We start from the raw sequence: 26,201 nt of genomic DNA, 5'->3' as shown, positions 1-26,201 counted from the left end.
CCAATATTAATTTTGTATTATTAATTTATATCCTATTCAGAATGAAAAAACTATGTTCTTTTTTTATTTTAACTTTACTATTAAGCACCACCTACATTATGGCACAGAATAAAGCTAAAGTACTTGTACTTATCCATTCGGATAATGGCGGAACCTATGAATTGGCCAAAGAAATTGCCAAAGGAATTGAAAGTGAAAACAATGCTGTTTCATCCATCAAATTAGTGAAGGCATCACAAAATCCGAGTCTGAAAGGACTTCCTGTGGCTACAGTAGACGAACTTACTAATTATGACGGAATTGCATTTGGTTCTCCGGTTTATTTCGGAAATATAAGCACCGGTATGAGTGAATTTTTATCAAAAACTGTACAAATCTGGACCAATCATGGGCTGGAAGGTGTTCCTGCAACCGTATTTATGTCAGCAGGAAGCGGAGCCGGAAAAGAACTTGCTCTACAGTCTTTCTGGAACAGTCTTGCAGTACACGGAATGGTTTTGGTATCCAATGGAATTCGGGGTACTGAAGAACTTAATAAAGCCATTCCACAGGGAAATAGTGTATTGGGTATTACGAGCATGGCCTCTCTAAAGGATGTTGAGCGACCTACAAAAGGAGAACGTCATTTGGCAGAACTTCAAGGGAAAAACTTTGCCAAGATAGCTTTGGCTCTGAAGGATTCTCGTCCTAAAAAAAATACACCCATCGTAGAGAACCATCATAACTTTAATGAGATTTTAAAGCAAAAAAACATTGTTCTTCCTCAGGTTCCTAAGCCTGCCGGAAACTATCAGCCGTTTGTACGTTCCGGAAATCTTGTATTCATCAATCAAGTTGCATTAAAGGATGGAAAAATCTTTAATGCCGGTAAATTGGGAATAGATGTAAATGAACAGCAGGTAAAGGACGCTACAAAAGTTACTATGCTGAATGTACTATCAGTTCTTAATGAGGCTGTTGGCGGAGATCTGGGAAGAGTAAAACAATGTGTACAACTTACAGGAATTTTCAACACTAAGGACGATTATACCAAGCATGCAGATCTTATGAATATTGCTTCAGATCTGGCTGTTGAAGTTTTTGGGGAGAAAGGAAAACATGCAAGAGCTACATTTGGAGCATCATCTATTCCTGTTAATTCTTCGGTTGAAATTCAGGCGGTTTTTGAGGTAGAGTAAATATTTTTAGGTTTACAAGCAAATATTTTTTTTAAGCATCTCGCAGATTTTACAGATAACGCAGATAATTTCATTGCATTAATCTGCACAATCCGCAAAATCTGCGAGAGATAACAAGTTTTATCCTTTAAAAAATCCACAGCCTTTAATTTTATCAAAGATAAAATCCTTGCGCCTTACAACCTAAAGAATCAAAACTTTTGCGTCTTTGCGTAACTAACTCTTTATGTTTTAATATTCTAGTTTTAAGCAAATGTTTTTTAAAGCTTCTCGCAGATTTTGCAGATAACACAGATAATTTCATTGCCATCAATCTGCATAATCCGCTCAATCTGCGAGAGATAACAAGTTTTATACTTCAAAAAATACACCGCCTTTAATTTTATCAAAGATAAAATCCTTGCGCCTTACAACCTAAAGAATCAAAACTTTTGCGTCTTTGCGTAACTAACTCTTTATGTTTTAATATTCTAGTTTTAAGCAAATGTTTTTTAAAGCTTCTCGCAGATTTTGCAGATAACGCAGATAATTTCATTGCACTAATCTGCAGAATTCGCTCAATCTGCGAGAGATAACAAGTTTTATCCTTTAAAAAATCCACAGCCTTTAATTTTATCAAAGATAAAATCCTTGCGCCTTACAACCTAAAGAATCAAAACTCCTGCGTCTTTGCGTAACTAACTCTTTATGTTTTAATATTCTAGTTTTAAGCAAATGTTTTTTAAAGCTTCTCGCAGATTTTGCAGATAACACAGATAATTTCATTGCCATCAATCTGCATAATCCGCTCAATCTGCGAGAGTTTTTAAGAATTTCTATAACATTTAATTGTATAATAGATTAAAACCTTTGCACACACAATTTTAAACAGATAGCTTAGTAAAAACTTCGGAAATAGTTATAATGCTTTGCTCCAATTGATCTTCTGATAGTGATCCATAGCTCAATCTGAATCCATTCACATCATCCTGACTATATTGTTTCGGATGGATAATTTTAATATTCTTTTCCAGTAATAAAGCCGTAGCACTATCCCAATCCAGCAATGTTTTAGGAGAAATCCAGAATGCCAACCCTCCTTCAGGCAAGGTGAAATCGGCAACATCTTTCATATATTTCTTTAAAAGACTGTACACAAAGTCTCTTTTATTTTTGTAATGAACGGTCGCCTTTTTAATATGCTTTTTTACGGCTCCGTCCTTGATCAGCTGTAAAACAGCCTGTTCCATAATAACATCTCCATGCACATCAATAATCTTCCTTAAATTTCCTATTTTCTTTAATAAATCCTGATTTTTAGTTGCTAAATAGCCAATTCTTAAAGCAGGAGCCACCACTTTACTCAACGTTCCTATATATACATAATTGTTTAGCTCAGGAAAGCTTGAAAGGGGTAAAATGGGGCGATACCCAAAATGAAACTCATTATCATAATCGTCTTCAATAATTGTAATATTGTACTTATTGGAGAGTTCTATCAATTTCAATCTTCTTGATAAGCTTAATGTAACTGTTGTAGGATATTGTCGGTGAGGAGTGACGTAGATTGCCTTTATATTTTTGTTTTGAACAAGAAATTTTTCGACAGTTTCAACATCAATTCCTTCCTTATCCACAGACACTGGCAATAGAGTGGCACCCGTGTATTCAAAAGCTTGCCAAGCAGGTTGATAGCCTGGATTTTCGACAATCACACAATCCCCAGATTTTAATAGACTTTGAGCAGTAAGAAACATTCCCATTTGGCTTCCTCTGGTGATGGATATTTCATTTTCCTGAATCTGCATTCCACGTTGATGATTCAGCATTTTTGATATCATTTTTCGGAATTCTATGTCTCCATGTTCGTCTCCGTAACCCATCATCTGCCATTTTGCTTTGATGCTGAATATCTGCCGGTACGCCCTCGCCAGCTCTGTAACAGGAGCAATTTTGCTGTCCGGATGACCATCATCAAAACTAATTAACATGCCATTGCCAGCCATAGATTGATATTCTGTTTCTGAAGCTCTGTTTATATTTTTTGAAGGAAGTACGGGGATTTTATCAGATACAAAAATCCCTTTCCTCTCCTTGGAAATTACCCATTCTTCATTCATTAACACCTGATAGGCTTCTACAACTGTATTTCTATTGATTTTCAGCATTGCTGCCATATTTCGGCTGCCCGGAAGTGCATCTCCGGCTTTTAGCCTTCCTGATCGAATATCTGTAATAATGGTATCTGCAATTTGTAAGTAAACTGCTTTATCAAGTTTTTTATCGATTTCAAATTCTAATTTCCAAGGTCGTAGCATCTGGACTATTTATTTATGTAAAAACTGAGTCATTTAACTAGTCCAAATATAAGATAATTTTGTCATGCAATAAAGCACAGAACATTAAATTTTTAAAATCATGGACAAAAAAGAATTCAGTTCAAAAGACTTTCACGAAACATTTGCAAGACCTAAGTATGTAAAACCACCTTATTTAATCCATAAAAATGTAGAGAATGCAGGGGAGCACAATCAGTTTTCAACGGAGAGAAAACATCCTGTATTTTTTGTAGATCTTCCTAGTAAAAACGTAAGTATGACGATTGGAGGATTGCTTCCTGGCCAGCAAACAAACAGGCACCGCCATACCTATGAAACGGTATTGTTTGTACTTGAGGGAAAAGGCTGGACAGAAGTAGAGGATGAGCGTGTTCACTGGGAAGCAGGAGATGCTGTTTATATCCCATCATGGGCTTGGCATAAGCATCAAAACCTTAGTAACACAGAACCAGCCAAATATATTGCCTGTGAGAATGCGCCTCAGCTTCAGAACCTGGGAGTTGCATTAAGGGAAGAAGAGGGAAGAGATCTTTAATTTTCAGCTGTTAAGGGATATTAGGAGTTTGGACTTAATCAGTTTTTCATTCATATTAAACTAAGTTCTCCTTAATATCCTCTTAATGGTTCATTTAAAGCATTTTAAGACAAACAAATTTTATTTTAAATAAAAGAATTTATGAAAAACGTACCATTTAAAGGGATTATAGCATATCCTATTACACCTTTTGATGAAAATGAGAAAGTAGATATTCCTCTTTTCAAGCATTTGGTAGAAAGGTTGATCACCTCAGGAAATCATGGAATTGCCCCATTGGGAAGTACAGGGGTGATGCCCTATTTATCTGATGAAGAAAAAGAGGAAGTTACAGAAGCCACCTTACAGCAGGTGAAGGGAAGAATCCCAACGCTTGTTGGAGTTTCCAATCTTACAACGGAGAAAACAATTCATCATGCTCAGTTTGCTGAGAAAGCGGGAGCAGATGCGGTGATGATCATTCCGATGAGTTACTGGAAGCTTACCGATGACGAAATTGTAGCACACTATGATGCGGTAGCCGACAAAATTTCCATTCCGATTATGGCTTACAATAATCCGGCAACAAGCGGGGTAGACATGTCTCCGGCTTTGCTAAAAAGACTGCTTGAAATTCCTAATGTAACCATGATCAAAGAAAGTACGGGAGATATTCAAAGGATGCATTATCTGAGAAGAGAGTTGGGAGAAGAGGTAGCATTCTATAATGGCTCTAACCCTTTAGCCCTAGCGGCATTTTCTGCGGGGGCAAGAGGATGGTGTACAGCTGCACCTAATCTTATCCCTGAACTTAATATTGGCCTTTATAATGCAGTAGTGGAAGGTGACCTTGAAAAAGCAAAAACGATTTTCTATCAACAGTTTGACCTTTTAAAATTCATTGTCAATAAAGGGTTGCCAAGAGCAGTTAAATCAGGCCTTAACATTCTGGGGGAAGACGGCGGGAATTTGAGAAGTCCTTTAAAGCCTTTACATGAAAAAGAAACCGAAGAGTTAAAAAATATTATTAAAACCCTTACTAATTAATACAATCTTATGAAAAAATCCATTTTTTATCATGCAGGATGTCCTGTATGTATCAGCGCAGAACATGACATCGTTAACCTTATAGGTTTGGAAAATGTTGAAATTATCCATTTAGGAAATGACAGAAACAAAATTGAGGAAGCTGAAAGGGCTGGTGTAAAATCTGTACCTGCTTTGGTAACTCCTAATGGGAATGTTCTTCACATTAATTTTGGAGCATCTATGGACGATGTGAAAAATTAATCCTTATTAATCTTGTATAAACGGCTCAAGAAATTGAGCCGTTTTTTTATTTCTCGCAGATTATGCATATCTTTCACAATCTGCGAAAGTATTTATTGTTTATTTTGAACTTCTAAATTATTGCATTTCCCTCTACACCGTCGGAATTATTGGTTTTATGCCCTGTTATTGCTGAGGCAACAAAACTAAACAGGCTGACTAGTTTTCCGGCTTTCGTATCCCAATAATAGGTTTCTTTAGGTTCTACACGGATAATGGTAACATTGGGATCATCTTTTCCATCAAACCAGGCTTTAGCCAAAGGAGACCATTTTTTTTCTATGGTAGCTTTGTCCTTATAAACTGAAGCTTCACCATATACAGAAAGGTATTGGGCATCACCGTTATTCATAAAAAATAACTGGACTCTGCGGTCTTCTTTTATTTCAAAATTCTTATTGCTGGTTCCGCTGCTGATAAACCAGAGATTTCCACTGTCATCTGTTTCCTGCAGCGTCATTGGTCTGGAATTGACAGGGGTTGTGTCCAATTCTGTACAGAACATGCATATTCGGGCTTTTTCTGACAGTTCTTTGATCTTTTTAATCGCTTCGAGGTGGGTAAGATTTTGTGTTGACATACTATAATATTTTAAGTGATTGGTAGTAATATATTCAACAGAATGATGAATAATGGGTATAAACTATTCAAATACCTGACCAAAAGAGAATAAAATGTGGTACCAGGATTTTATTCTTTTTAAATTCCTGATGGATATTGGTTAGAAAAAAGGAAATAGATAAGGGTATTTGTATGTGATGCGCAGATAAATTACGGCAGTTTTTTCCTCAACAATCAACGCTTTCAGTTTGATATGTAAAAGATTTTAAAGTATAATTGATATTTATAATGATAAGTTTTCTGTACATTTGATGGATGCAGATTTCACCACCAAAACATCTGGCTCCTTTCATCAGGCATTATATTTTTTTAGAAAATTCTAAAAATGATATAAAAAATGTAAGGTTGTTCACAGACGGAAGCACCGGGCTTATTCTTTCCGGTAATATGAATCTGTATTCTCATCTTTCAGAAGAATGTATGCCACTTTCTTTTTTTTATGGAGGGTTAAATAGCTACAAGGATTTTTACTCAAAAGGAACATTTTCTTTGATTGCAGTAGTTTTTCAACCTTATTTCTTGAATATTCTTCTGAAAATTTCTGCAAAAGAGATTCGGAATCAGATAATCTCGGTGGAAGATGTGCTGAAAAATAAATTACAACCTTATCAGGAAGCTCTTTTTAACAAGGTAAATCCATTGTCGGTTATTCGTAGTCTGAATATGTTTTTTACCAATTTTTTATCAGGTGAAATAGGTTCGGATTTTCATTTTATAACAGCTGTACAGCAATATATTCTTCAAAATAAAGGCTCTTCCTCATCAAAAGATTTGGAAATATTTTCAGGATATTCTGAGCGCCATCTTGAGAGGAAATTTGAAAGCTATATGGGAATGACTCCAAAGAAATACAGCACGATCATCAGGCTCCATTATTCTTTAAGCCTTATGAATAAAGGAATAGAAGTGAAAAATATGACTGCTCTTTCTTATCATGCGGGATATTCTGACCAGTCTCATATGATCAGGGAGTTCAAAAATAACATTGGACTTACTCCTAAACAGTATCTAAAAACAGAAAACAAAATGGCTGTTAATTTCATTGAGCTATAACCATCATGTCGGTTTTATACAATTTTTCAACAATGCTATGATCTAGTTTTGCTGAAAAAAAATAATGAATATTAAAATTTCAACAGCACAATTTGAGAACAAAAGCGGAGATAAAGAATATAATCTTTCCGTTATAGAAAAGCTTTCTGCAAAGGCAGCTTTACAAGGTTCAGACGTAATTGCTTTCCATGAATGTTCAATTACTGGATATACTTTTGCAAGAAAACTTTCAAAGGAACAGCTTCTTGATATTGCAGAAATCATTCCTGATGGAGAAAGTATAAAAAAGTTACAACAAATTGCTACCCAACATAATATTACAATCCTGGCTGGCCTTTTTGAAAAGGATGAGCAAGACAACCTGTTTAAAGCCTACGTATGTGTAGATAAAACCGGACTGAAAGCGAAGTACAGAAAATTACACCCCTTCATCAATCCAAATCTAACTCCCGGAAATGAATATTGTGTCTTTGATATTTTGGGATGGAAGTGCGGAATCCTTATCTGCTATGACAACAATATTATTGAAAATGTAAGGGCTACCAAGCTTTTGGGTGCTGATATTATCTTCATGCCTCATGTTACCATGTGTACTCCTTCTACAAGGCCGGGAGCAGGCTTTGTAGATCCTGAACTTTGGGAAAACAGAGAAGTTGATCCTACTTCTTTACGATTAGAATTTAATGGGATGAAAGGAAGAGACTGGCTAATGAAATGGCTCCCATCAAGAGCGTATGATAATGGAGCCTATATCGTTTTTTCAAATCCTATCGGGATGGATGATGATCAGCTTAAGAATGGCTGCTCCATGATTATTGATCCTTTTGGAGATGTTATTGCGGAATGTCATTCATTTCAAGACAGTTTTGAAACGGCTGTTGTCACTCCTGAAAAACTAGTAGAAGCGGGAGGGTATAGGTATATTAAGGCACGCAGACCTGATTTATACAGCAAAATTATTGGGGAGGAACATTTTCCGGAACAGAAAGTGGTCTGGTTGGATGATAAAAATAACTAGTGGGAAGTTGGTTTCGCAAAGGCGCAGGAGTTTTTGATACTTTATGTTGTAAGGCGCAAGGATTTTATCTCCGATAAAATTAAAGGTTGGGTATTCTTTGAGAATAAAATTATTTACTTCTCGCAGATTGAGCGGATTGAGCAGATTAATGTGATTAAATTATCTGCGTCATCTGCAAAATCTGCGAGATTTTTTGTATTTCTGCTCGTTCAAAATATCAGATTGGCTAGGGTCTTAAAATAGTAGTAATGAAATAAGTTGGTTTCGCAAAGGCGCAGGAGTTTTTGATACTTTATGTTGTATGTAAGGCGCAAGGATTTTATCTCCGATAAAATTAAAGGTTGGGTATTCTTTGAGGATAAAATTATTTACTTCTCGCAGATTGAGCGGATTGAGCAGATTAATGTGATTAAATTATCTGCGTCATCTGCAAAATCTGCGAGAATTTTAAAAATCTTGTTTATTATATTTTTACGAGTTTTCTGTTCATTTTAAATTTCATAGATCTCTGCATCTGTAAAAACAAAAAATTTACTTTTCTTGGGAAGATTTTTCGTATCAAGTCCTGTAAATTCGCTGAATGCAGGTAGTAACAACTGGTTTTCACTAAGGGCAAAACAGGGTAGTCTGATCCTTTTTACTGAAGAATTTAAAACAATTCCCGGATGAATATGTCCGGTCACCTGGAAGCCTGCTTTTGTTTTATCAAAATCATGAATAAAGGTAAAGCCATCAATTTCCAGTAAAGATTCCTTAAAGTTCAGGCAAAGTTTTCTCTCTAGCTGTTCTGAAATTCGGTCATGATTTCCTTCAATAAGATAAAAATGAAGATCGGGGTATTGGCTTCTCCATATACAAAATTCGTCTACATCAGAGTTTTCACCTGCATGAAGCAGATCTCCGACAACAATAAATTTTTCGGGCTGAAAGTATTCAATTAATGCGGAAAGCCTTCCCAAATCACTTTTCATAATGTGATTGGCTAGTGCTATCCCGTTTTTACGGAAATGAGCAGTCTTCCCGATGTGAAGATCAGAAAGTATCAATGCTTTTTCCTTTTCCCAAAATACAGCCCGCTGGTTGGTTAAAGTAAAAAACTCGTTTTGAATAGAAATATCTTTTGTAACAATAAACACGATGAAAAATTATAAATTCAGGATCTTGTACTTTTTGTAAAAAATCAGTTTTCTCTTCTGCTTACATGAAAGTTTTCATCAAAAATATAGGTTATAGGAATACCTGTTGCAATTTCTCGTTCTAAAATTTCGTCGGGAGATAAGTGCTCAAGATACATAATCAAGGCACGGAGACTGTTTCCATGGGCTACAATCAATACATTTTCTCCCTTCTTTAGCAAAGGTGAAATCTCATTTTCAAAATAGGGAATAACCCTGTTATAGGTATCCTTAAGGCTTTCTCCTCCTGGTGGAACAACATCATAGGACCTGCGCCAGCTATGAACCTGCTCATCACCGTATTTCTGTGCTGTTTCTGCTTTGTTAAGTCCTTCAAGATCTCCATAAGAACGCTCATTTAGTGCTTTATCCATAATGATAGGAATATTGGGGTTTCCTATTTCGTCAAGGATAATGGAAAGAGTATGCTTTGCTCTGATGAGTACGGAGGTAAAAGCAATATCTATTTTTTCTTTCCTTAAGGCTATTCCTGCATTTTTTGCTTCTTCAATTCCGGTTTCTGTTATATCAATATCCTGCCACCCTGTAAATCTGTTCTCAAGATTCCAGAGTGACTGTCCGTGGCGGACTAAGAACAATTTTGCCATGATTTTAATTTTATTTTACTCTTCGGAGAATATACTCTAAGTTACGAATTTATCAAAAGTTATGATGTACAAAAGACATGAAACTTTTCAGGTATTTAAGCATAAAATATTGATTCATTAAAGTTTCAGCATTCTTTTAATTCTTGCATCAAGCCCTTCACTGGAAAGGGTCTGTCTGAGGCTGTCTACCTTTATAGGAAAACTTAATGGAGTAAAAGAATGGGAATGTTTTAAAATGATTTTAGACTTTTCAACTCTTTTAAACGCTTCTACCAGGCGTTGTTCCTGAAGCTGAATATTAAAGACCTCCGTATAGGCCTGCCTGATCAGAAAATGATTGGAATCATAGTCTTCCAGCACTTTAAAAATCAGTCCGGCCGAGCTTTGCAAGGATTTATTGGAACGTTGCTTTCCTGCATAATTTTGAATCACCATTCCCGAAATCACTGCTATATCCCGAAATTTTCTTCTTGCCATTTCTGCTGAATTAATACTGGCTATCATATCTGTCATGAGCTGGTCTCTGCTTAAAATCCGATGCATGTTTTCTTCATTTAAAGGAATTTCCTTATCGCTGAATAATTCAAATCCATAGTCATTCATTGCCATAGAAAAGGAAATAGGGGCCAATTTTGAAATTCTGTAGGCTATTAATGCAGCCATTACCTCATGCACCAGACGCCCTTCAAAGGGGTACATAAACAAATGATATCCTTCACGGTTTTTAATCATTTCAATCAGGAATTCATCTTCTTTGGGAATGTGGGAGTTTTTTTCCTGATTGATCAATAGCGGGTGTAGGAATTTTAATTCTTTCTCTGAAGCTTTCGGATTTAGGGCATGTGAAAGCTTTTCTCTTAAAAAATGGCCCAGGTCAGAGCTCAAAGGCAGCCGCCCGCCCAAATAACTTGGCACGAGTGCTTTTCCTTTTGCAGCTCTTACATAGACGGTCATATCCTTGATCATTGCAACTTCCAGCGTACGTCCTGCTAAAATAAATTTTTCTTCTTTTTTGAGTTTTGAAATAAAATATTCTTCAATCATTCCAACATATCCGCCGGAAATAAATTTAACCTTTAGCATGGCATCACTTACAATTACTCCCATATTCATTCGGTGGAGCATTGCTATTTTCCGTGATGTTACCTTGTATAAACCATCGTCCAAAATCACAATTTTATGAAATTCTTCATAATTTTTCAGAACACTTCCTCCGATGGTCAGAAACTCAAGAATGCTTTTCCATTCTTCATCTGTCATTTCCTGAAAAGCATATACCTTTTTGATTCTTTTGTATACTTCATCAGGATAAAAACCGTTTCCTACCGCTAAGGTCATTAAGAACTGAACCAAAACATCAAAGCATAAGACCTGAGGTTCCCTTGGCTCAACTACTTTCTGTTTTACGGCTTCCTTTAGAGCAGAAACTTCAATTAACTCCAGAGAATGGGTGGGTACGCAATAAATTTTGGAAGTTTCAAAGGGGGAGTGCCCGCTACGGCCGGCCCGCTGAAGAAATCTGGCTACTCCTTTTGCAGAGCCAATCTGAATGACGGTATCAACAGGTTTAAAATCTATTCCTAAATCTAACGACGAGGTGGAAACAACAGCTTTTAATTTTCCTGAGCTCAGGTTTTCTTCAATCCATATTCTTAGGTGAGCATCAATGGAGCTATGATGAATGGCAATCTGCCCTGCAAAATCAGGGTGGGCATCCAAAAGCAGCTGATACCACATTTCACTTTGGCTTCGGGTATTGGTAAAAACAATGGTAGATTTTGAATTGAGAATAATGGGGACTACTTTATCGGCCAGTTTGTTGCCCAGATGTCCTGCCCATGGCAATATTTCAATTTCGTCCGGAAAGACGGGAATAATATCTATTTTCTTACGCTCCGTGGCGGTAATTTGAGTCTTTTTAATATCATAAGGAATCAGTACCTCCATGGCTTCATCCAGATTGCCGATTGTTGCTGTAACACCCCATATTTTCATATCAGGGGCATAGGCTTTAAGCTGTGAAATTCCCAGTTCTACCATTACACCGCGCTTTGAACCTAACAATTCATGCCATTCATCTACAACCATACATTTCATATCACGAAAGAAGGTTTCATTATTTTTCTGAGCAAGGAGTAAATGTAAACTTTCCGGTGTTACTACCAGAATTTCGGGCATTTTCTTTACCTGCTGTTGTCTTACCTTGGGATCTGTATCTCCATTTCTCACTCCTACGGCCCAGTCCAGACCAATTTCATCAATGGCTTCCTGCATGGCTTTTGCAATATCCTTGGATAAAGAACGAAGAGGACTTATCCAAATCATTTTCAACCCTTTTTTATAATTTTCAGGATGATTCAGAAAGTCTGAAACCAATGCTAAAAAAACTGAAAAAGTTTTCCCAAACCCTGTGGGAGCTACCACCATACCACTATATCCGTTTCCGAATCTGCGCCAGGTATCTATTTGAAATTTAAAAGGAGATATGCCTTTATCAACCATCCATTGTTGAATGATTTTAAATCCATTGGTATGTTCAAAAGCAACCACGTTATTGTATTAATTTTTTGATCTCCTCAAGAGTGTCAATTTCGTCTACTGTCTTATCTTTCCGCCACCTTACAATTCTTGGAAACCGAAGGGCAACACCGCTTTTGTGACGATTGCTAAACCCAATTCCTTCAAATGCAATTTCAAAGACAAGTTCAGCTTTTACAGTTCGTACCGGTCCAAATTTTTCAATGGCATTTTTACTTACAAATTTGCTTACTTCCATAATCTCCTTATCCGTCAATCCGGAGTAAGCTTTCGCAATAGTAACCAATTTATCTTCATTTTTTACAGCAAAAGTATAGTCGGTATAATAGGCACTGCGTCTGCCACTTCCTTTTTGGGCATAAATAAGAACGGCATCTATTGTAAAAGGATTGATTTTCCACTTCCACCAGTCACCTTTCTTTCGTCCTGAATGATAGGGTGATTTTTTCTGTTTCAGCATCAATCCTTCACTGTTTATAGTTCTTGAGTTTTCTCTGATCTGGTTCAGTTCTTCCCATTTTTCAAAATTGATACTTTGAGACAGCTTAATATTATGAGGCTTTTCATTGAGTAAAAGTTCTTCCAGCATTGCTCTTCTGGCAGAGATGGGCTTTTCTCTCAAATCATTGCCTTCGAGTTCCAGCAAATCGTAGGAAAAGACCTGTATTGGAATTTCTGAGAGCATTTTCTTAGTTAAAGTTTTCCTGTTTAATCTTTTCTGTAATTCATTAAAATTTAAAACTTTATCCTCTTTCACCGCAAGTATTTCTCCATCTAAAACGAAGTTCCCATTCATTGCTTTTATCACTTCAGTAATCTCAGGAAATTGTTCTGTAACAAGTTCTTCCCCTCTTGACCAAATAAAAACTTCATCGTTTCTACGGATAATCTGGCCCCGAATTCCATCCCATTTATATTCTATGAGCCATTCATCAGGCTTACCAAGGGCTTCAAGCTCTTTTTCTAAAGGATAGGCAAGACAAAAAGGATATGGTTTTGAATTGTCGGGGTTTATATTTTCAGCATCAATCAGTTCTCTGAAAGAAACATCATTAGGGTTCCATTTACCCATGAGGCTGTGCATCAGCGCACTGGGTTCCTGACCGGAAAATTTTGTCAGGGCATTTATCAAAGTTTTATCAGAAACTCCAATCCGAAAGCTTCCGCCAATTAATTTATTGAAAATCAATCGTTCCGTGTAATCTAAGCCGTTCCATGAACTCAATACAAATTCTTTCTTTTCTGTCTCTGTTTTATCTTTTAGATTAACAATATCATTCATCCATTCTGACAGGCTTTTTTCTATTTTTTGTTGAGGAGGGGGCAAAATTAAAGAAAGTGTTTCACCAAGATCTCCAACGGAAGAATAGCTTTCCTGAAAAAGCCATAGTGGAAGTCCTGTGATATCCAATGCCCATTCTTTCATATAATTGGTATTGACATTTCTTTTGGGTCTTTTTCCTGTAAACAAGGCAATAAACCAGACTTTGTCATCATCAGGAGTTCGTTCCAGATAGTCAATAATGGCATCAATTTTAGCATTGGTCTTATTGGTTGTTTCCAAGGCGTTGATAAGGTCTGCAAAATGTTTCATGGTTCCGGGTTTTCAATGGTTTCCTTTTCAGATTCTTCTTCGTCTTCACCATAAAGGGTTTCCACCACATCTGCACGAATACCAATTTCATTCAGATATTTTGAAAAAACTTCTGTCTGCCCATGGGTAACATGAATAATCTCTGCTTCGGTAGCTTTTACCGTTTGTAGCAATCCTTTCCAGTCTGCATGATCACTCATTGCAAATCCTGCATCTGCGCTTCTCCATCTTCTGGCTCCACGTACCTGCATCCAGCCCGAACATATGGCGGTGGCCGGATCCGGAATTTTTTTAATAATATTACTATCCAGTAAAGCCGGTGGAACAATTACAATTTCATGTTCCATTTCTTTGGGACGTTCTCTGAAATCAGCGATGGTATAATCGGGAAGATCAATTCCTACAGATTCAAAAGCTTCATTCAGCTTTCCTATGGAGTAATGCACATATATTTTCCCCAGTCCTTCTACAGCTGTCATAACTCGTTGGGCTTTTCCCAGAGAATAACCGATAAACACTGAGGTTTTATTATTTTCTTTATTTTTTAGTACCCAATTTTGAAGTTTTTGGTTTAAATCCGGAACTTCCAGCCAGTTGTAAATAGGCAATCCAAAGGTACTTTCGGTAACAAATTCATTGCATTTTACTAATTCAAAAGGTGTACTCAATCCATCATCCTGAATCTTATAATCACCGGAAACCACTGTAACATACCCTTTATATTCCAGCCGAATCTGTGCAGAACCAATAATATGGCCAGCAGGATGAAGGGAAACTTTTACTCCGTTAATGGTAATTACCTCTCCATATGCCAGACTCTGGCATTCAATATCACTTCCAATCCTTTGATGAAGAATGGGCTTTGTAAAATGATGACAGAGGTATTTTTTCATTCCCCATCGGGCATGGTCGGCATGTCCATGAGTAATGACGGCCATATCAACAGGTCGCCAGGGATCTATGTAGAACTTTCCCTGCGGACAGTAAATTCCTTTTTTGGTAAATGTGATTAGCTTCAATGGTGTGGCTGTTTTTATAAGATAAGCTTCAAAAACTTAACCAATTTACAATAAACTGCCGATTTTATTATTCTTTTGGGTTAGGTTTTATTGGAATTATAGGGAATAAAGGGATCTATTTCTAAACTTTAGCATTTGTCTTAGCTTCTCAAAAATCACTTAACCAGAATGCATACTATGAACTTTCCAACACTATAAGTTTGGACTTTGCACCAATATAAACCGATTGAAAATCTTTGAAATTTGTATCAACAAAAAAATAAAATACAATGAGTAAAACAATTCTAATTACAGGAGCAGCAAGCGGTTTTGGGAAAATAGCAGCCTTTGAACTTGCTAGAAAGGGACATCAGGTAATTGCAACTACACAAGTATATCCTCAAATGAGCGATTTAATCAGGGAAGCTTCAGAACAGGGCGTAACTTTAACGGTTGATAAGCTGGATGTAACCAATTCAAGAGATATTGCCTATATTTTAAACAAATATGATATTGATATTCTGATAAGCAATGCAGGTATCATGGAAGGGGGACCTATTGCGGAACAACCTGTTGATATAATCCGATCTATGTTTGAGGTGAATGTATTCGGTGCGTTGGAACTGGCACAGGGGTTCATTAAAAAGTTTATTGAAAAGAAAGGAGGGAAAATTGTCTTCACTTCATCAATGGGAGGTTTATGGACGGTACCCTACGTGGCTGCTTACTGCGCGTCTAAACATGCCTTAGAGTCAATTGCAGAAGGGCTAAAAACAGAACTGGCTCCGTTCAATATCAAAATTGCAACCTGCAATCCGGGAGTATTTGGAACAGGATTTAATGACAGGGGAGTAGATTCCATATTTCGTTGGTATGATCCAAAGGTGAATTTCACTCCAGAATCAGCTTTCGACGGAGCATGTGAATCTTTGGCTCATCAGTTAGATCCTCATTCTATGGCAGAAGTTATTGTAAATGTTGCTCTTGATGACAACAGTGATTTCAGGAATGTACATCCCAAGGAAACTGAAGATTTTGTAAAACAGCTTCAAACTGAAGCGTGGACTGCCAAAAGTTAAGAATATGGAAATCACTTATAAACTAGCAGAAAAAGTACTGAGTGCCGCAATAGAAAAAGCAAAATCATTAGGTATTCCTGTAAGTATTGCCGTAGTAGATAAAGGAGGACATCTTGTTGCTTTTGCCCGGCTGGACAGCGTATATGGAGTGATTGATTTTGCTATAAAGAAAGCCAAAACAGCCATTATGTTTGGAATTGACAGTGATGTAATGGGAGGCATTATTTCTGGAGCCGATATTCATGGATATGGGATGCTGAATTCTAATGACGGACTTTTAACCCTGGCAGGAGGCGTTATCATTAAGGATAAAAACGAAGGAATAATTGGTGCTATAGGTTCGTCAGGCGGTACTCCTGAGCAAGACAAAGAGATTGCCCAGGCAGGGGCGTCTGTTATTGTTTAAATTTCAGATATTTGTGTTATGGAAAAGACTTCTGAAATCATATTTGACAAACTGGTTTATTCATGCGCTTTTGATGCCTACAGGGGGCATGAGGAGTTTATTCCGGATCATTTTCTAGGATTTCAGATTTCTGGAGAAACTCATGCCTTTCATGATCAGGGTAAAACTATTATTGAAGAAAATACAGTAGTTTTAGTCAGAAAGAATCAATTAATCCGAACGCTTAAGCAGCCTTTAAATGGTGAAAAGTATCAGTTTATCTCTATCACACTTGATGATGAAACTCTTAGACAATATGCCAGTGAGCAAAAGATGATAGTGGATAGTCCTTTTCCGGGTCATCAACGGTTATTCTTTGAGTCTGATGAGTTTTTTAAGAGCTATTTTCAATCATTAATCCCTTATATTGATAAAACCGAGCAAATATCTCCAAGGTTGGCTGTATTAAAGGTTAAAGAAGCAATTGAGCTCCTTCTGCAAGCTCATCCGGATCTAAAGAATCTTCTTTTTGACTTTTCGGAACCACATAAAATTGATCTCAAGGAATTTATGAATAAAAACTTTATGTTCAATGTGTCTGTGGAAGCTTTTGCAAGGCTTACAGGCCGAAGTCTTTCTGGTTTTAAACGGGATTTCAACAAGGTATTCAATATGACTCCGAAGCAATGGCTAAAAGAAAAAAGATTAAGGGAGGCTTATTTTCTGATTAAAAACAAAAATAAAAAGCCCTCGGATATCTATCTGGATCTTGGGTTTGAGAATCTGTCTCATTTTTATTTTTCATTTAAAAAGAAATACGGAATAACCACCACAGAATTATAACCAGATAATAAATATATCAGGAAGAGATATTTTTAATTGCAGAATCATAGGATTCTGCAATTATTTTTGTAAGTTAGTAAGGTTCAAATGGTTTTATTAATATTGTAACTATTGTTTTTCGGTATTTTTATCCGTTTTTCATGGAGTTACATAACCACCTGGACGTAAAAACACCAAATAAATGAGAGAAACAACAAAAATGTATGTTGGTGGCTCTAAAACAAAAATTGTTCGTGGAGAATATACCATCAAAACAGATGGAAATCACTCTATGTGGGTAACCAAAGGAAATATAATTGTTACTGCTGAAAAACAGATAACCCAGCAAGGTGAAAAGACTGGAGTTTCCCACGGAAACTATGTTCCGCCTGAAGAAATTTATACCACCCATCCAAAAGTAGAACAGGTTGAATTTTTGGATGAAAACAATAAAGTCCTCGACCAGAATACTAAAGATTTTTTTTACGGACAGAAACTTAAAATCAAGATAGTAACATCCAATGCCAAGGGGCAAAGCATCTATGTGAATCTGCAGGGAAAAACAAAAAGCACTCATCAGAAATTTGATATTTTAAATACTAAACGCTTTTCCTGGAACGGATTAGTTACTCACGAAGAGACTTTTGAAACTCCACTTTTTGTTCTTAATCCTAATTGGTATAGCGATGATTTCGAAGAATATGATTATACTTTACATCAAACCCAAATAAAGGAAGAAGATTTAAATGAATTTTTCGCTAAAGTTGTTTTAGATGCTAAAAATGTTTTTCTACCACTAGCAGGAAACCGTTTAAAGCCTGTTACCTATAAAAGAAACTATGAAGAATTAATTGGCCTTTTTAAAACAGACAATTCCGGAGGTAAAGATTTATTGACCAATTATGAAAATTTTTATATTGATAAATACGCTGATGAGAATGAAGATATTAAAGATATTGTTGATGATTTTTCAGAATGGCTTTGTGAAGACCACACAGATGCATCTGTTGAGGACATCAATGCGAAGGTATCTGAAAGTGCGGGAAAATTATGGAGCTATGCAGTACTACAGCACCAGGATCATAATATGAAGCTGACCACAACAAACAACAAAACCGGAGTAAAAAAGGATGAAATAAAAAAAAGAAAGGCTATTCTTGACGACAGGCCTCTGTATTGGGCAAGGATTGCCATGCAGGTTATCTTAAAAAGGCAATATGTTTTTATCAAAGATATTAAAACACTTTCACAAAAAGATCAGGATGATTTTTTCAAAAAATCCATTATCCCTAAAAATAGCAAGCTTTGGAAAATCATAGTACTTTTTGAAGAAAAAAGTAGAAATTATACAGGAATAGATTTTTCAAAGGCTGGAAATAAAAAGAAAATTCTCATTACTGGATTTGATCCTTTTGTATTAAATCCAAAAAAAGGTGGTAATATTAAACAATCTAATCCATCCGGAGTTATTGCAGAAACATTAGCTAGCGATAAAAAACTAGGTGCATATATCCAAACAATGGTAGTTCCTGTAAGATATTCTGATTTCGATGGAAGTCAAGATCACAGCAAGGGACAAGGGAATGGTATTATTGAAAAATATATCACACCTCATATTTTAAATGTTGATATGATAATTACAGTAAGTCAATATTTACCTAATGAAAATGTTATTGACATGTTTGGTACTTCAAGAAGAGGAGGTTTTAATGACAACATGGACTTCATACGCGAGCCAGATACTCAAGCATTAAAAACACCATATGAATGGTTACAAACAACACTTCCAAAGCAATTTGAAAAGGTTAAGGGAATAACATTCAACTGGAAGTATAATGATATTGATAATGGACCAAATACATTTCCAAATGAAAATGAGGTATTGAGTGAAGGCTCAGGAGGAAATTATCTTTCCAATGAAATTTTTTATCGTGTAGCTAAAATAAGAAGAGAGCATAAACAATTATTAAAAACCGGACATTTCCATGTTGAAATGTTACAAAATCCAGGAGAAGATTTAGTTGAAACAAAAATAGTGAATCTAGTAAACCTTGTAAAAAAAGGATTAGCAGAAGCAATAAAAAACCTATAGCGATGAAGAATATATTAATTATTGTAATTATTAATCTGATTTTCACATCGTGCAATGCACAAAAAGTAATTGAGGCCACATCAAAAGATGTCTTAGTATTTGAATTTATCGATGGAAATATCCAACTCGCAAAATATTATTCAAAAGTATATAATCAGGACAATTCTTATAAAAAAACGGTAGAAGCATCAGAAAATAAAGAAATTTTCAATAACAAAAATATAAGTATCATAACTCAAAATTGGAAACCAATGGGTTCTAGATATTATCAAAAAAAATATACTTTTATTCAGCAGAAAGATACAATGAATATATATTGTAAATGCGGTCAGGAGAAGAATTATTATATTAAGAATTTAGAATTTAAACGAGGAAATTATAATTTAAGTTTTGATAACAAAGAATCTCAAAATGGTATAAAATATATTACTGGTAGTGATATAATTACTATGAAAGAAATGCAAAAAACCTTATTTAAAAACACTTATGTTCCCTCTAATGAAACAACAAAAAGAAACCTATATTTTTCAGACTTAAAATTTATTGAAATAAATGTAAAAGATACTGCGAATGTATATCTACAAGAAATTAAATAAGAAAGTATTTATTAGTATAATTTTTATGTTTTTGTTGAACAATAGATATATTGCTCAACCATTGCGAACTTCAGCCATTACAGTTGATTCTATTTTCTATAAAAAGCAGCAACTATATTTTGCTAAACAACCTAATAGTAATAACTATAAATATTCTCAAGCGAAGAAACAATATAGTTATGTTGGAATTTCTGTTAATTCAAAAACAAATTTCATTTATAAAAATGATACTATGCAAATCAAATTATTGTTTGATTCTTATAGCCCTCTTTCATTCCATATTAAAAACTTGTATTTCAGAAAAGGTCATTATATCATAAATCTAAAAGAATGTATTGAAAAATTAAATAAAAATACTTACCCGATAATTATAAAAAACTTTCCGTGTGATTGCCTATACAGAAATGAAGAAGATCAATAATTTATGAGAAAAATATTTTTTATCATAATGGTTTTGCCACTTATTTATAGTTGTGATGCTCAAAAAAAAATAGCGAATGATGATATGTATAGTTCAAATCTACTTCTATTAAAACCAGAAAAAGGAGTAAGGATTTTACAGAAAACATTTATGCAAAATGATACTTATACTTTAATTAAAGACAGAAAATGGACTGATATTCCTCGCCCTACAACAATTAGTTTTATAAAGGATAAGGATACTATGAATTACGTAATTAACTATGGAAATACTGGTAATTATTATTTACATAACCTAAAGTTTAAAAAGGGGAATTATAATGTTGAAATTTTAAAAAATAATTTAGAGTCTTCTGGTAAGGTTAATGTTTTTAATGAAAATATTTTACTTTATAAGCTATTTAACAATAATACAAGAAAAAGGGAAGATACTAAATTAAATGATGTCACATTTTATAGTGTTGATTTTGAAAAGCTTGATAATATTAAGTTAGAGAGACAATAAAATTCAGAATTAACAGCATTAAAGCAAAAGCCATCTACATTTTATAATAGATGGCTTATCCTTTAAAGGTTTTGAAAATATATACTCCTTAAGGAATTATATTTTCACTTCTTAACCGCTCAAACAATTCTATGAAAGAGTCTTCTGTACTTTTATAGGCCGTAAATCCAAGCTTTCTGCTATTGGACATATCACACATTACTTCCAACAGTCTTCCGAGATCAAGATCTGTATGCCATGCAGACGATAATTTGCTAAGATTTTCTTCATTTAAATGGTGTTTTTTTGCGATCTCACTCCAGATTTGCGCATCGTTTTCCAATTCTTTTTCCAGAGGTCTGATCATACCATTAAACCCTTCTGCCTCTATTCCAAACCAGTCGGCTAACCTTTTCCAAAGCCATTTCCATCGAAAAACATCTCCGTTGGTAATGTTATAGGCCATATTTTTGGCAGATTCAGTAGAGGAAGCCCATACCAGTTGTTTGGCCAGTACTTTTGCATCCGTCACATCTGAAACGCCATGCCATTGTGCCTCAGATCCCGGCCACACGAACTTTCTTCCCGTTTCCTTACAGATACTTGCATAAATGGCCAGGGTAGTTCCCATATTCATCAGGTTTCCCACAGCATGCCCAATTACAGTATGAGGCCTGTGAATGCTCCAAGTAAAACCATCTTTTTCCGAAGCCTTATATACTTCATCTTCCTGAGCGTAATAAAAATTGGGAAGAGGAAGCCTCGGATGTTCCTCCCGAACAGGTGTTTCAGGCAAAATCCCTTGCTTAACATAAGCCTCGAAAGGTCCCAGATAATGTTTCAATCCGGTAACTAAAGCCACATGTTTAATCGATTTTTTAGGAGATAATACATTCAGAAGATTTCGGACAAGTAAACTGTTTACCCTAATATTTTCTTCTTCCGTATCATTTCGCATCCATGTTGTAAAATAAATATGAGTAGGAGAGATCTCCGTCAATGCTTCCGTCAGATTTTGCTCATCCAACAGATCTGCTTTGATGCTCCGAAGGCCGGCAATAGCAGAGTTGGGGTTTCTGGATAATCCATAGGTAACCCAGCCTTGTGCAATAAGTTCTTCTGCAAGGTTGCTTCCTGTAATTCCTGTAGCACCTACTACCAATGCTATATTTTCTTTATTTTCCATAGGTATTGTAAATTTTCATTACAAAAGTATGGCTGGGAACTGTCCAATATTCTTGATATGGATCATGCATTTGGATTGATCTGTATCAAGTATTATTGAGAAGATTTTTTTTACGAATCCTGCTTACTGTTTCGGGAGCGAGTCCCAGATAAGAGGCGATAAGATTATGGGGAACCCTTTTGATCATATCAGGGTTTTTCTGTGCCAGTTGAAGATATTTTTCCTCGGCAGTATAGCTATTGGAAACTATAAGCCTATGGTCCTTTGTCACCAGACTGTTTTGATAGAGAATTCTAAAATAACGATCCATTACAGGAATTTCCAGCATCATTTTTTCATAATCATCAAGGGTGATCATCAGAACTTCAGTTTCTTCAATGGCATCAATATTGAGAACTGATTTTTCCTGATGAATAAAACTGTTGAAATCTGAGATCCACCAGCCTTCAAAAGCAAACATATTGATATGTTCATTCCCTTTTTCATCCAAAAAATAAGACTTCAGCAATCCCTTACTTACAAAAGACAGACATTTACAGATTTCTCCTTCCTGTAACAGATATTGTTTTTTTCGAAGTTTTTTTAAAGTAAAGAAAGCCTGAACCTGTGTTTTTTGTTCATCGGTTATAGCTACTTTATTCTGAATATGGGAAAGGAGTACCTCAAACATTAAAAAAATATTTTATCAAAAATAAGACTTTCGGTATATTATTCTTCAAAATTATAGAGATTAATCCCTATTTCCTCATCTTTTGATTTTACAGCTCTGGTATTGAGCGGGTAAAAAATAAATTCTCCTGCACCCCGAATTCTGGCGTCTAAAAGATGTCCTGCCAACGCAGTATAATCTTCTCTTCCTAAAGTAATGTGCAAATGGAGGAGTGGCTCTTCACCTATTACAGAAACGTTTCCAGAAATATTGGTTACTTCCATCTGTTCTTTAAATGTTTTATCTACATATTTTTTGGTTGAGGGAACAAAGAAACGCAAGGTAACTTCATCTATTGCTCCAATTCCTGTAACTTCCCCAGCTTGAATACCTTGGCTTCTAACAAAATCTGTAAGGGCTTCAATGATACTTGATTGATTTTTTATACTGACAATATAAACATGATCTACCTTCTTTGCTGACCAATTTCTTCCTTTTAAATTTTGTGTACTCATACTTGTAAAGCTTTATTTTGTGTTAAATGGTTCCCCTAAGCATTCCTCTTTACACATAAATGCAATAATCATGCTTGTCAATTTCTATGTATGATTTTGAAACAGAAAAATATAGTGTTATCGGGATAATTTATATTCCTTTTACTTGTAAACTGATAAAAAATACAGAAATTTGCAGCAAATAAAAATCAATGAAGATCGTAGATATCGAAAGCTGGAACAGAAAGGAGCATTTTAATTTTTTTTCTAACATGGCAAGCCCATATTTTGGTTTTACAACAGAAGTGGATTGTACAAAAGCCTATGACAAGGCTAAGGAAAATGGATACTCATTCTTTGCTTATTACTTTCATAAATCTATGGTGGCTGTAAATACTGTTGATGAGTTAAAGCTTAGAATTATTGACGGTCAGGTTGTACAGTTTGATACAGTACATGCTGGAAGTACCATTGGCAGACCCGACGGAACTTTTGGCTTTTCATTTACTCTTTTCTCTGAGGATTTTGAGATTTTCAATGCTAATCTGCAGGAAGAAATAAAAGGTGTACATGAGACTTCAGGACTTAGAATAAGCAATGAAAGACTGGGTAAAGACCATGTTAGACATACTACAATTCCATGGAACTCTTTCAGTTCAATTCTTCATCCAACAGATTTTAATACAGGAGAATCCATTCCTAAAATTGCTTTCGGTAAATTCAATATCCGTGAGGGTAAAAAATATCTTCCTGTTTCTATTGAAGCCCATCACGGACTGGCAGATGGAATTCATATTGCAAAATACCTTGAGGAATTTCAAAGACAACTTGATCTTTAGAAGCCTGCAAGAATTGAAAAGTGACAGCCTGCTTTTAAAAGAAATCCATTAATAATAAATTTTCCCTTTCTTAATCTTCAGAATCTGATCTTTTTCCATTTGCTTTATTGTTCGTATCATCGTTTCTACACAGAGTCCGGTTAATGAAGCAAGCTGTTGTCTTGTAAGGGGTACCTGAAAAGAGTAGGAGGTTTTATCTTCATGATAACTTTTGAGGTGATCCAATAGTAACTTCAGCTTAGAAACCGGATTTTGGAAAGAAAGATTATAGAACATAATATACTTATAGTACATTCTTTCGGCTAAACATTGATAAATGCTTAGTGAAATCTGCGGATTGCTTTGTACCAAATGCAAAAAATCACTTTTTGACATCCTATAAATACATGAATCTTCTATAGTTACCGCATTGATGGGATATGGATGTTCTAGAAATAAAAGGGACTCTCCGAAACTCTGTTGGTCTGAAAAAATATTCTGAATAAATTCTTTCCCATTTTCAGTGTAATTATTGAGTTTAATCTTTCCTCTTTTTATCTGATAATAGTACTGTGGCTGTTCTTCTTCACGAAAAATAACTTCTCCCGCCCGGTAATTCTTTATTTCTGCGCCAAATGAAATTAATAGATCTTCAATAATCATAGGGGTGATATATTTCTATATTGAGTCTTAAAGAATAAAGAAAAAGCTATTTAAAATGATAACCACAAAAAGTGGTACCACTGATATACCACAAAAATCCAATTTCCTGAAAATAAAGATGAAAAAGTATTGATTTGGATCATAAAAAGTAAAACTAACAATCTACTACATTTATGCCCGATAAAAAAGTAGATCAAATGAATTCTAAACGGTCTGATAAAAGCCGTTATGATATTTTATCTAAAAGTGTAACGTGGTATGTATGTGGTACGCTAATTTGGTAGAATTTTAATCATTTTCTCTTTCTTTGCCCTTATTAAAATGAAGAAAAGTTCATATACGTGAACTTTTAAATTGTATAGATTGACAAATAAAAATATTTTTTACTCATGTAAAAAATGCATATGTAGAGATAGGAACCTATTATGAATCATAAAAAACCTGAACTTAACCTAGAAGATTTGAATCAGAAGATTCTTTTACAAGATGAAATTATGGCACTAGCCAAGGCCAATTCACCACGTTTACTGAACAAGTTCAGATGGGTCTACCCTGATTTTTTTGAAAAATTATCTGTTATACACCCCGGACTTAAAAATTCTGAACAAATCTTTTGTATCTATCTTAAGCTTAATATGACCACGAAAGAAATAGCAACCTGTATTTTTGTTACACCCAAAGCAATACAAAACAGAAAAAACAGACTCAGAAAAAAACTTAACATTCCCTCTGAGCTTGATATCTATCAATGGTTTAATAAAATTTAGACCATTATTTGTCTTTTCAAATTTCTATTATTGCTTTTTCCAGATCATGATAGAGTAGAATCTTCCAATGATTTTCCCGTGCTTCTTTTTCCCACTCAAGTCGTAGTTCCATTGCTTTTCGGCCATCAAAATCACTCTTATAGGCTAAATGGTACTTCAAATAAGAAGCCTGTGGAAGATCGTCTGCCCCATAGAAAACAGTTTCTCCTTCTTCTTTAATCCAAAAAACCTGCATAAAAGGAGTATGACCTCCTACTACTTCATAAAAAATATCATCCGTAATTTGTCCTTTATCATCATTCATCCAGATAATATTGGGTAATTGAATCAGGTTTTCCAGCACTTCAAAATCGAAGGAGGGATTTCCTTTATTTTCCATCGCAAAATCCAGCTCACGTTTTTGGATATATATTTCTGCATTAGGAAAATTGGGTTCATAGCCATGATCTGTAAGCTTTACAGCGCCTTCAATATGATCCTTGTGAAGATGGGAAAGGAGTAGCTTTGTAACCTGCTCTGGACGGATATTTTCTTTTTCGAGAAGTGTTGATACAACAGAATTTCCATCCTCATTTTTCCAGCCAATGCCTGCATCCAAAAGAATATAATCGTGCTCTGTGATGATGAGGAAAGGCTGTACAGACATTTTAATTCCGGTAACAGTATTAAAATTTTCATCTGTTAAAAGAGTAAAGTCCTTGGTCTTGCTGGCTGAAAAATTACCTTCTTTAAGTGGAATGATCTTCATGCTGCAAATTTCCTCAATATTTCTAACATTCAAAAGCTTTTTCATCAATGCAAA

At 35.2% G+C, this 26,201-nt stretch carries 26 protein-coding genes; 14 read left to right on the top strand and 12 right to left on the bottom strand.

Annotated elements, in window-relative coordinates:
* The first annotated feature begins 41 nt into the window (after positions 1-41).
* Positions 42-1,178, top strand: a complete 1,137-nt coding sequence (locus C7D53_RS07070) for an Atu1372/SO_1960 family protein (protein ID WP_106915703.1) — start codon at positions 42-44, stop codon at positions 1,176-1,178.
* A gap of 863 nt (positions 1,179-2,041) precedes the next feature.
* Here C7D53_RS07070 and pdxR read toward each other — a convergent pair.
* Positions 2,042-3,475: a MocR-like pyridoxine biosynthesis transcription factor PdxR gene (gene pdxR, locus C7D53_RS07060; RefSeq protein WP_106915701.1), complete on the bottom strand. Its 1,434-nt coding sequence runs from the start codon at positions 3,473-3,475 to the stop codon at positions 2,042-2,044.
* A 100-nt stretch (positions 3,476-3,575) separates the two neighbouring features.
* Here pdxR and C7D53_RS07055 point away from each other — a divergent pair, with 100 nt between their 5' ends.
* From C7D53_RS07055 to C7D53_RS07045, 3 genes are all read left to right on the top strand, one after another.
* The gene (locus tag C7D53_RS07055) at positions 3,576-4,031 is read left to right on the top strand and encodes a cupin domain-containing protein (RefSeq protein ID WP_106915700.1); all 456 of its coding nucleotides are present in this window, start codon (positions 3,576-3,578) and stop codon (positions 4,029-4,031) included.
* Between the two features lie 141 nt (positions 4,032-4,172).
* Positions 4,173-5,057, top strand: a complete 885-nt coding sequence (locus C7D53_RS07050) for a dihydrodipicolinate synthase family protein (protein ID WP_106915699.1) — start codon at positions 4,173-4,175, stop codon at positions 5,055-5,057.
* A gap of 9 nt (positions 5,058-5,066) precedes the next feature.
* The gene (locus tag C7D53_RS07045; RefSeq protein ID WP_106915698.1) at positions 5,067-5,300 is read left to right on the top strand and encodes a thioredoxin domain-containing protein; all 234 of its coding nucleotides are present in this window, start codon (positions 5,067-5,069) and stop codon (positions 5,298-5,300) included.
* A gap of 112 nt (positions 5,301-5,412) precedes the next feature.
* Here the strand turns inward: C7D53_RS07045 and C7D53_RS07040 are convergent, their stop codons facing one another.
* On the bottom strand, positions 5,413-5,919 hold the full coding sequence (locus tag C7D53_RS07040; protein WP_106915697.1) for a pyridoxamine 5'-phosphate oxidase family protein: 507 nt from the start codon (positions 5,917-5,919) through the stop codon (positions 5,413-5,415).
* A 296-nt stretch (positions 5,920-6,215) separates the two neighbouring features.
* Here C7D53_RS07040 and C7D53_RS07035 point away from each other — a divergent pair, with 296 nt between their 5' ends.
* A complete protein-coding gene (locus C7D53_RS07035) occupies positions 6,216-7,013 on the top strand; it encodes a helix-turn-helix transcriptional regulator (RefSeq protein WP_106915696.1) in 798 nt (265 codons plus the stop codon).
* Between the two features lie 64 nt (positions 7,014-7,077).
* Entirely contained in the window at positions 7,078-8,031 is a 954-nt protein-coding gene (locus C7D53_RS07030) for a nitrilase family protein (protein ID WP_185126683.1), read from the top strand.
* 491 nt (positions 8,032-8,522) lie between these two features.
* On the opposite strand, the gene pdeM is transcribed toward C7D53_RS07030, so the two are convergent.
* The 5 genes from pdeM to C7D53_RS07000 form a co-directional block, all read right to left on the bottom strand.
* Positions 8,523-9,167 (bottom strand): ligase-associated DNA damage response endonuclease PdeM, encoded by a 645-nt coding sequence (pdeM, locus tag C7D53_RS07020; RefSeq protein WP_162926115.1) that lies wholly within the window; start codon positions 9,165-9,167, stop codon positions 8,523-8,525.
* Positions 9,168-9,211: 44 nt separating this feature from the next.
* Complete coding sequence (locus tag C7D53_RS07015) at positions 9,212-9,814, bottom strand: 2,3-bisphosphoglycerate-dependent phosphoglycerate mutase (RefSeq protein ID WP_106915692.1); 603 nt, start codon at positions 9,812-9,814, stop codon at positions 9,212-9,214.
* Positions 9,815-9,931: 117 nt separating this feature from the next.
* Positions 9,932-12,364, bottom strand: coding sequence for a ligase-associated DNA damage response DEXH box helicase (locus C7D53_RS07010; protein WP_106915691.1), 2,433 nt, complete (start codon positions 12,362-12,364; stop codon positions 9,932-9,934).
* 1 nt (position 12,365) lies between these two features.
* Positions 12,366-13,946 carry an ATP-dependent DNA ligase gene (locus tag C7D53_RS07005; RefSeq protein WP_106915690.1) on the bottom strand — a complete coding sequence of 527 codons (1,581 nt, stop codon included), beginning with the start codon at positions 13,944-13,946 and terminating at the stop codon, positions 12,366-12,368.
* Complete coding sequence (locus C7D53_RS07000) at positions 13,943-14,965, bottom strand: ligase-associated DNA damage response exonuclease (protein WP_106915689.1); 1,023 nt, start codon at positions 14,963-14,965, stop codon at positions 13,943-13,945. The genes C7D53_RS07005 and C7D53_RS07000 overlap by 4 nt, the downstream gene beginning before the upstream one ends.
* A 269-nt stretch (positions 14,966-15,234) precedes the next feature.
* On the opposite strand from C7D53_RS07000, the gene C7D53_RS06995 reads away from it, so the two are divergent.
* The 6 genes from C7D53_RS06995 to C7D53_RS06965 all read left to right on the top strand — a co-directional run bounded on the left by C7D53_RS06995 (position 15,235) and on the right by C7D53_RS06965 (position 20,843).
* Positions 15,235-16,023 carry an SDR family oxidoreductase gene (locus C7D53_RS06995; protein WP_106915688.1) on the top strand — a complete coding sequence of 263 codons (789 nt, stop codon included), beginning with the start codon at positions 15,235-15,237 and terminating at the stop codon, positions 16,021-16,023.
* 4 nt (positions 16,024-16,027) lie between these two features.
* Entirely contained in the window at positions 16,028-16,429 is a 402-nt protein-coding gene (locus tag C7D53_RS06990) for a GlcG/HbpS family heme-binding protein (RefSeq protein WP_106915687.1), read from the top strand.
* 18 nt (positions 16,430-16,447) lie between these two features.
* On the top strand, positions 16,448-17,251 hold the full coding sequence (locus C7D53_RS06985) for a helix-turn-helix domain-containing protein (RefSeq protein WP_106915686.1): 804 nt from the start codon (positions 16,448-16,450) through the stop codon (positions 17,249-17,251).
* Between the two features lie 181 nt (positions 17,252-17,432).
* Positions 17,433-19,322, top strand: coding sequence for a C15 family peptidase (locus C7D53_RS06980; RefSeq protein WP_106915685.1), 1,890 nt, complete (start codon positions 17,433-17,435; stop codon positions 19,320-19,322).
* Between the two features lie 2 nt (positions 19,323-19,324).
* Positions 19,325-19,918, top strand: coding sequence for a hypothetical protein (locus C7D53_RS06975; RefSeq protein ID WP_106915684.1), 594 nt, complete (start codon positions 19,325-19,327; stop codon positions 19,916-19,918).
* A 424-nt stretch (positions 19,919-20,342) separates the two neighbouring features.
* Positions 20,343-20,843 (top strand): hypothetical protein, encoded by a 501-nt coding sequence (locus tag C7D53_RS06965; RefSeq protein WP_106915682.1) that lies wholly within the window; start codon positions 20,343-20,345, stop codon positions 20,841-20,843.
* Positions 20,844-20,931: 88 nt separating this feature from the next.
* On the opposite strand, the gene C7D53_RS06960 is transcribed toward C7D53_RS06965, so the two are convergent.
* The 3 genes from C7D53_RS06960 to C7D53_RS06950 form a co-directional block, all read right to left on the bottom strand.
* Entirely contained in the window at positions 20,932-22,008 is a 1,077-nt protein-coding gene (locus C7D53_RS06960) for an SDR family oxidoreductase (RefSeq protein ID WP_106915681.1), read from the bottom strand.
* A gap of 85 nt (positions 22,009-22,093) precedes the next feature.
* A complete protein-coding gene (locus tag C7D53_RS06955) occupies positions 22,094-22,678 on the bottom strand; it encodes a Crp/Fnr family transcriptional regulator (RefSeq protein ID WP_106915680.1) in 585 nt (194 codons plus the stop codon).
* Between the two features lie 38 nt (positions 22,679-22,716).
* Complete coding sequence (locus tag C7D53_RS06950; RefSeq protein ID WP_106915679.1) at positions 22,717-23,172, bottom strand: PPC domain-containing DNA-binding protein; 456 nt, start codon at positions 23,170-23,172, stop codon at positions 22,717-22,719.
* 191 nt (positions 23,173-23,363) lie between these two features.
* On the opposite strand from C7D53_RS06950, the gene C7D53_RS06945 reads away from it, so the two are divergent.
* On the top strand, positions 23,364-23,990 hold the full coding sequence (locus C7D53_RS06945; RefSeq protein ID WP_106915678.1) for a chloramphenicol acetyltransferase: 627 nt from the start codon (positions 23,364-23,366) through the stop codon (positions 23,988-23,990).
* 48 nt (positions 23,991-24,038) lie between these two features.
* Here the strand turns inward: C7D53_RS06945 and C7D53_RS06940 are convergent, their stop codons facing one another.
* A complete protein-coding gene (locus tag C7D53_RS06940) occupies positions 24,039-24,632 on the bottom strand; it encodes a Crp/Fnr family transcriptional regulator (protein WP_106915677.1) in 594 nt (197 codons plus the stop codon).
* Positions 24,633-25,057: 425 nt separating this feature from the next.
* Here C7D53_RS06940 and C7D53_RS06935 point away from each other — a divergent pair, with 425 nt between their 5' ends.
* On the top strand, positions 25,058-25,399 hold the full coding sequence (locus tag C7D53_RS06935; protein ID WP_106915676.1) for a helix-turn-helix transcriptional regulator: 342 nt from the start codon (positions 25,058-25,060) through the stop codon (positions 25,397-25,399).
* A 16-nt stretch (positions 25,400-25,415) separates the two neighbouring features.
* On the opposite strand, the gene C7D53_RS06930 is transcribed toward C7D53_RS06935, so the two are convergent.
* On the bottom strand, positions 25,416-26,147 hold the full coding sequence (locus tag C7D53_RS06930; protein WP_106916695.1) for an MBL fold metallo-hydrolase: 732 nt from the start codon (positions 26,145-26,147) through the stop codon (positions 25,416-25,418).
* Between the last annotated feature and the right edge of the window lie 54 nt (positions 26,148-26,201).

The organism is Chryseobacterium aurantiacum (assembly GCF_003020585.1).
Classification (GTDB): Bacteria; Bacteroidota; Bacteroidia; order Flavobacteriales; family Weeksellaceae; genus Chryseobacterium; species Chryseobacterium aurantiacum.
This window is presented reverse-complemented; position numbering and strand designations above follow the sequence as displayed.

Excerpts from the sequence above, each read along its gene's own strand:
- C7D53_RS07035 (WP_106915696.1), top strand. The coding sequence starts at position 6,216 with ATGCAGATTTCACCACCAAAACATCTGGCTCCTTTCATCAGGCATTAT.
- C7D53_RS07050 (WP_106915699.1), top strand. The coding sequence starts at position 4,173 with ATGAAAAACGTACCATTTAAAGGGATTATAGCATATCCTATTACACCT.
- C7D53_RS06975 (WP_106915684.1), top strand. The coding sequence starts at position 19,325 with ATGAAGAATATATTAATTATTGTAATTATTAATCTGATTTTCACATCG.
- C7D53_RS07070 (WP_106915703.1), top strand. The coding sequence starts at position 42 with ATGAAAAAACTATGTTCTTTTTTTATTTTAACTTTACTATTAAGCACC.
- C7D53_RS07015 (WP_106915692.1), bottom strand. The coding sequence starts at position 9,814 with ATGGCAAAATTGTTCTTAGTCCGCCACGGACAGTCACTCTGGAATCTT.
- C7D53_RS07045 (WP_106915698.1), top strand. The coding sequence starts at position 5,067 with ATGAAAAAATCCATTTTTTATCATGCAGGATGTCCTGTATGTATCAGC.
- C7D53_RS06960 (WP_106915681.1), bottom strand. The coding sequence starts at position 22,008 with ATGGAAAATAAAGAAAATATAGCATTGGTAGTAGGTGCTACAGGAATT.
- C7D53_RS06990 (WP_106915687.1), top strand. The coding sequence starts at position 16,028 with ATGGAAATCACTTATAAACTAGCAGAAAAAGTACTGAGTGCCGCAATA.
- C7D53_RS06955 (WP_106915680.1), bottom strand. The coding sequence starts at position 22,678 with ATGTTTGAGGTACTCCTTTCCCATATTCAGAATAAAGTAGCTATAACC.
- C7D53_RS06935 (WP_106915676.1), top strand. The coding sequence starts at position 25,058 with ATGAATCATAAAAAACCTGAACTTAACCTAGAAGATTTGAATCAGAAG.
- C7D53_RS06940 (WP_106915677.1), bottom strand. The coding sequence starts at position 24,632 with ATGATTATTGAAGATCTATTAATTTCATTTGGCGCAGAAATAAAGAAT.
- C7D53_RS07055 (WP_106915700.1), top strand. The coding sequence starts at position 3,576 with ATGGACAAAAAAGAATTCAGTTCAAAAGACTTTCACGAAACATTTGCA.
- C7D53_RS06950 (WP_106915679.1), bottom strand. The coding sequence starts at position 23,172 with ATGAGTACACAAAATTTAAAAGGAAGAAATTGGTCAGCAAAGAAGGTA.
- C7D53_RS06985 (WP_106915686.1), top strand. The coding sequence starts at position 16,448 with ATGGAAAAGACTTCTGAAATCATATTTGACAAACTGGTTTATTCATGC.
- C7D53_RS07030 (WP_185126683.1), top strand. The coding sequence starts at position 7,078 with ATGAATATTAAAATTTCAACAGCACAATTTGAGAACAAAAGCGGAGAT.
- C7D53_RS07040 (WP_106915697.1), bottom strand. The coding sequence starts at position 5,919 with ATGTCAACACAAAATCTTACCCACCTCGAAGCGATTAAAAAGATCAAA.
- C7D53_RS06980 (WP_106915685.1), top strand. The coding sequence starts at position 17,433 with ATGAGAGAAACAACAAAAATGTATGTTGGTGGCTCTAAAACAAAAATT.
- C7D53_RS06930 (WP_106916695.1), bottom strand. The coding sequence starts at position 26,147 with ATGAAGATCATTCCACTTAAAGAAGGTAATTTTTCAGCCAGCAAGACC.
- C7D53_RS06965 (WP_106915682.1), top strand. The coding sequence starts at position 20,343 with ATGAGAAAAATATTTTTTATCATAATGGTTTTGCCACTTATTTATAGT.
- pdxR (WP_106915701.1), bottom strand. The coding sequence starts at position 3,475 with ATGCTACGACCTTGGAAATTAGAATTTGAAATCGATAAAAAACTTGAT.
- C7D53_RS06945 (WP_106915678.1), top strand. The coding sequence starts at position 23,364 with ATGAAGATCGTAGATATCGAAAGCTGGAACAGAAAGGAGCATTTTAAT.
- C7D53_RS06995 (WP_106915688.1), top strand. The coding sequence starts at position 15,235 with ATGAGTAAAACAATTCTAATTACAGGAGCAGCAAGCGGTTTTGGGAAA.
- C7D53_RS07005 (WP_106915690.1), bottom strand. The coding sequence starts at position 13,946 with ATGAAACATTTTGCAGACCTTATCAACGCCTTGGAAACAACCAATAAG.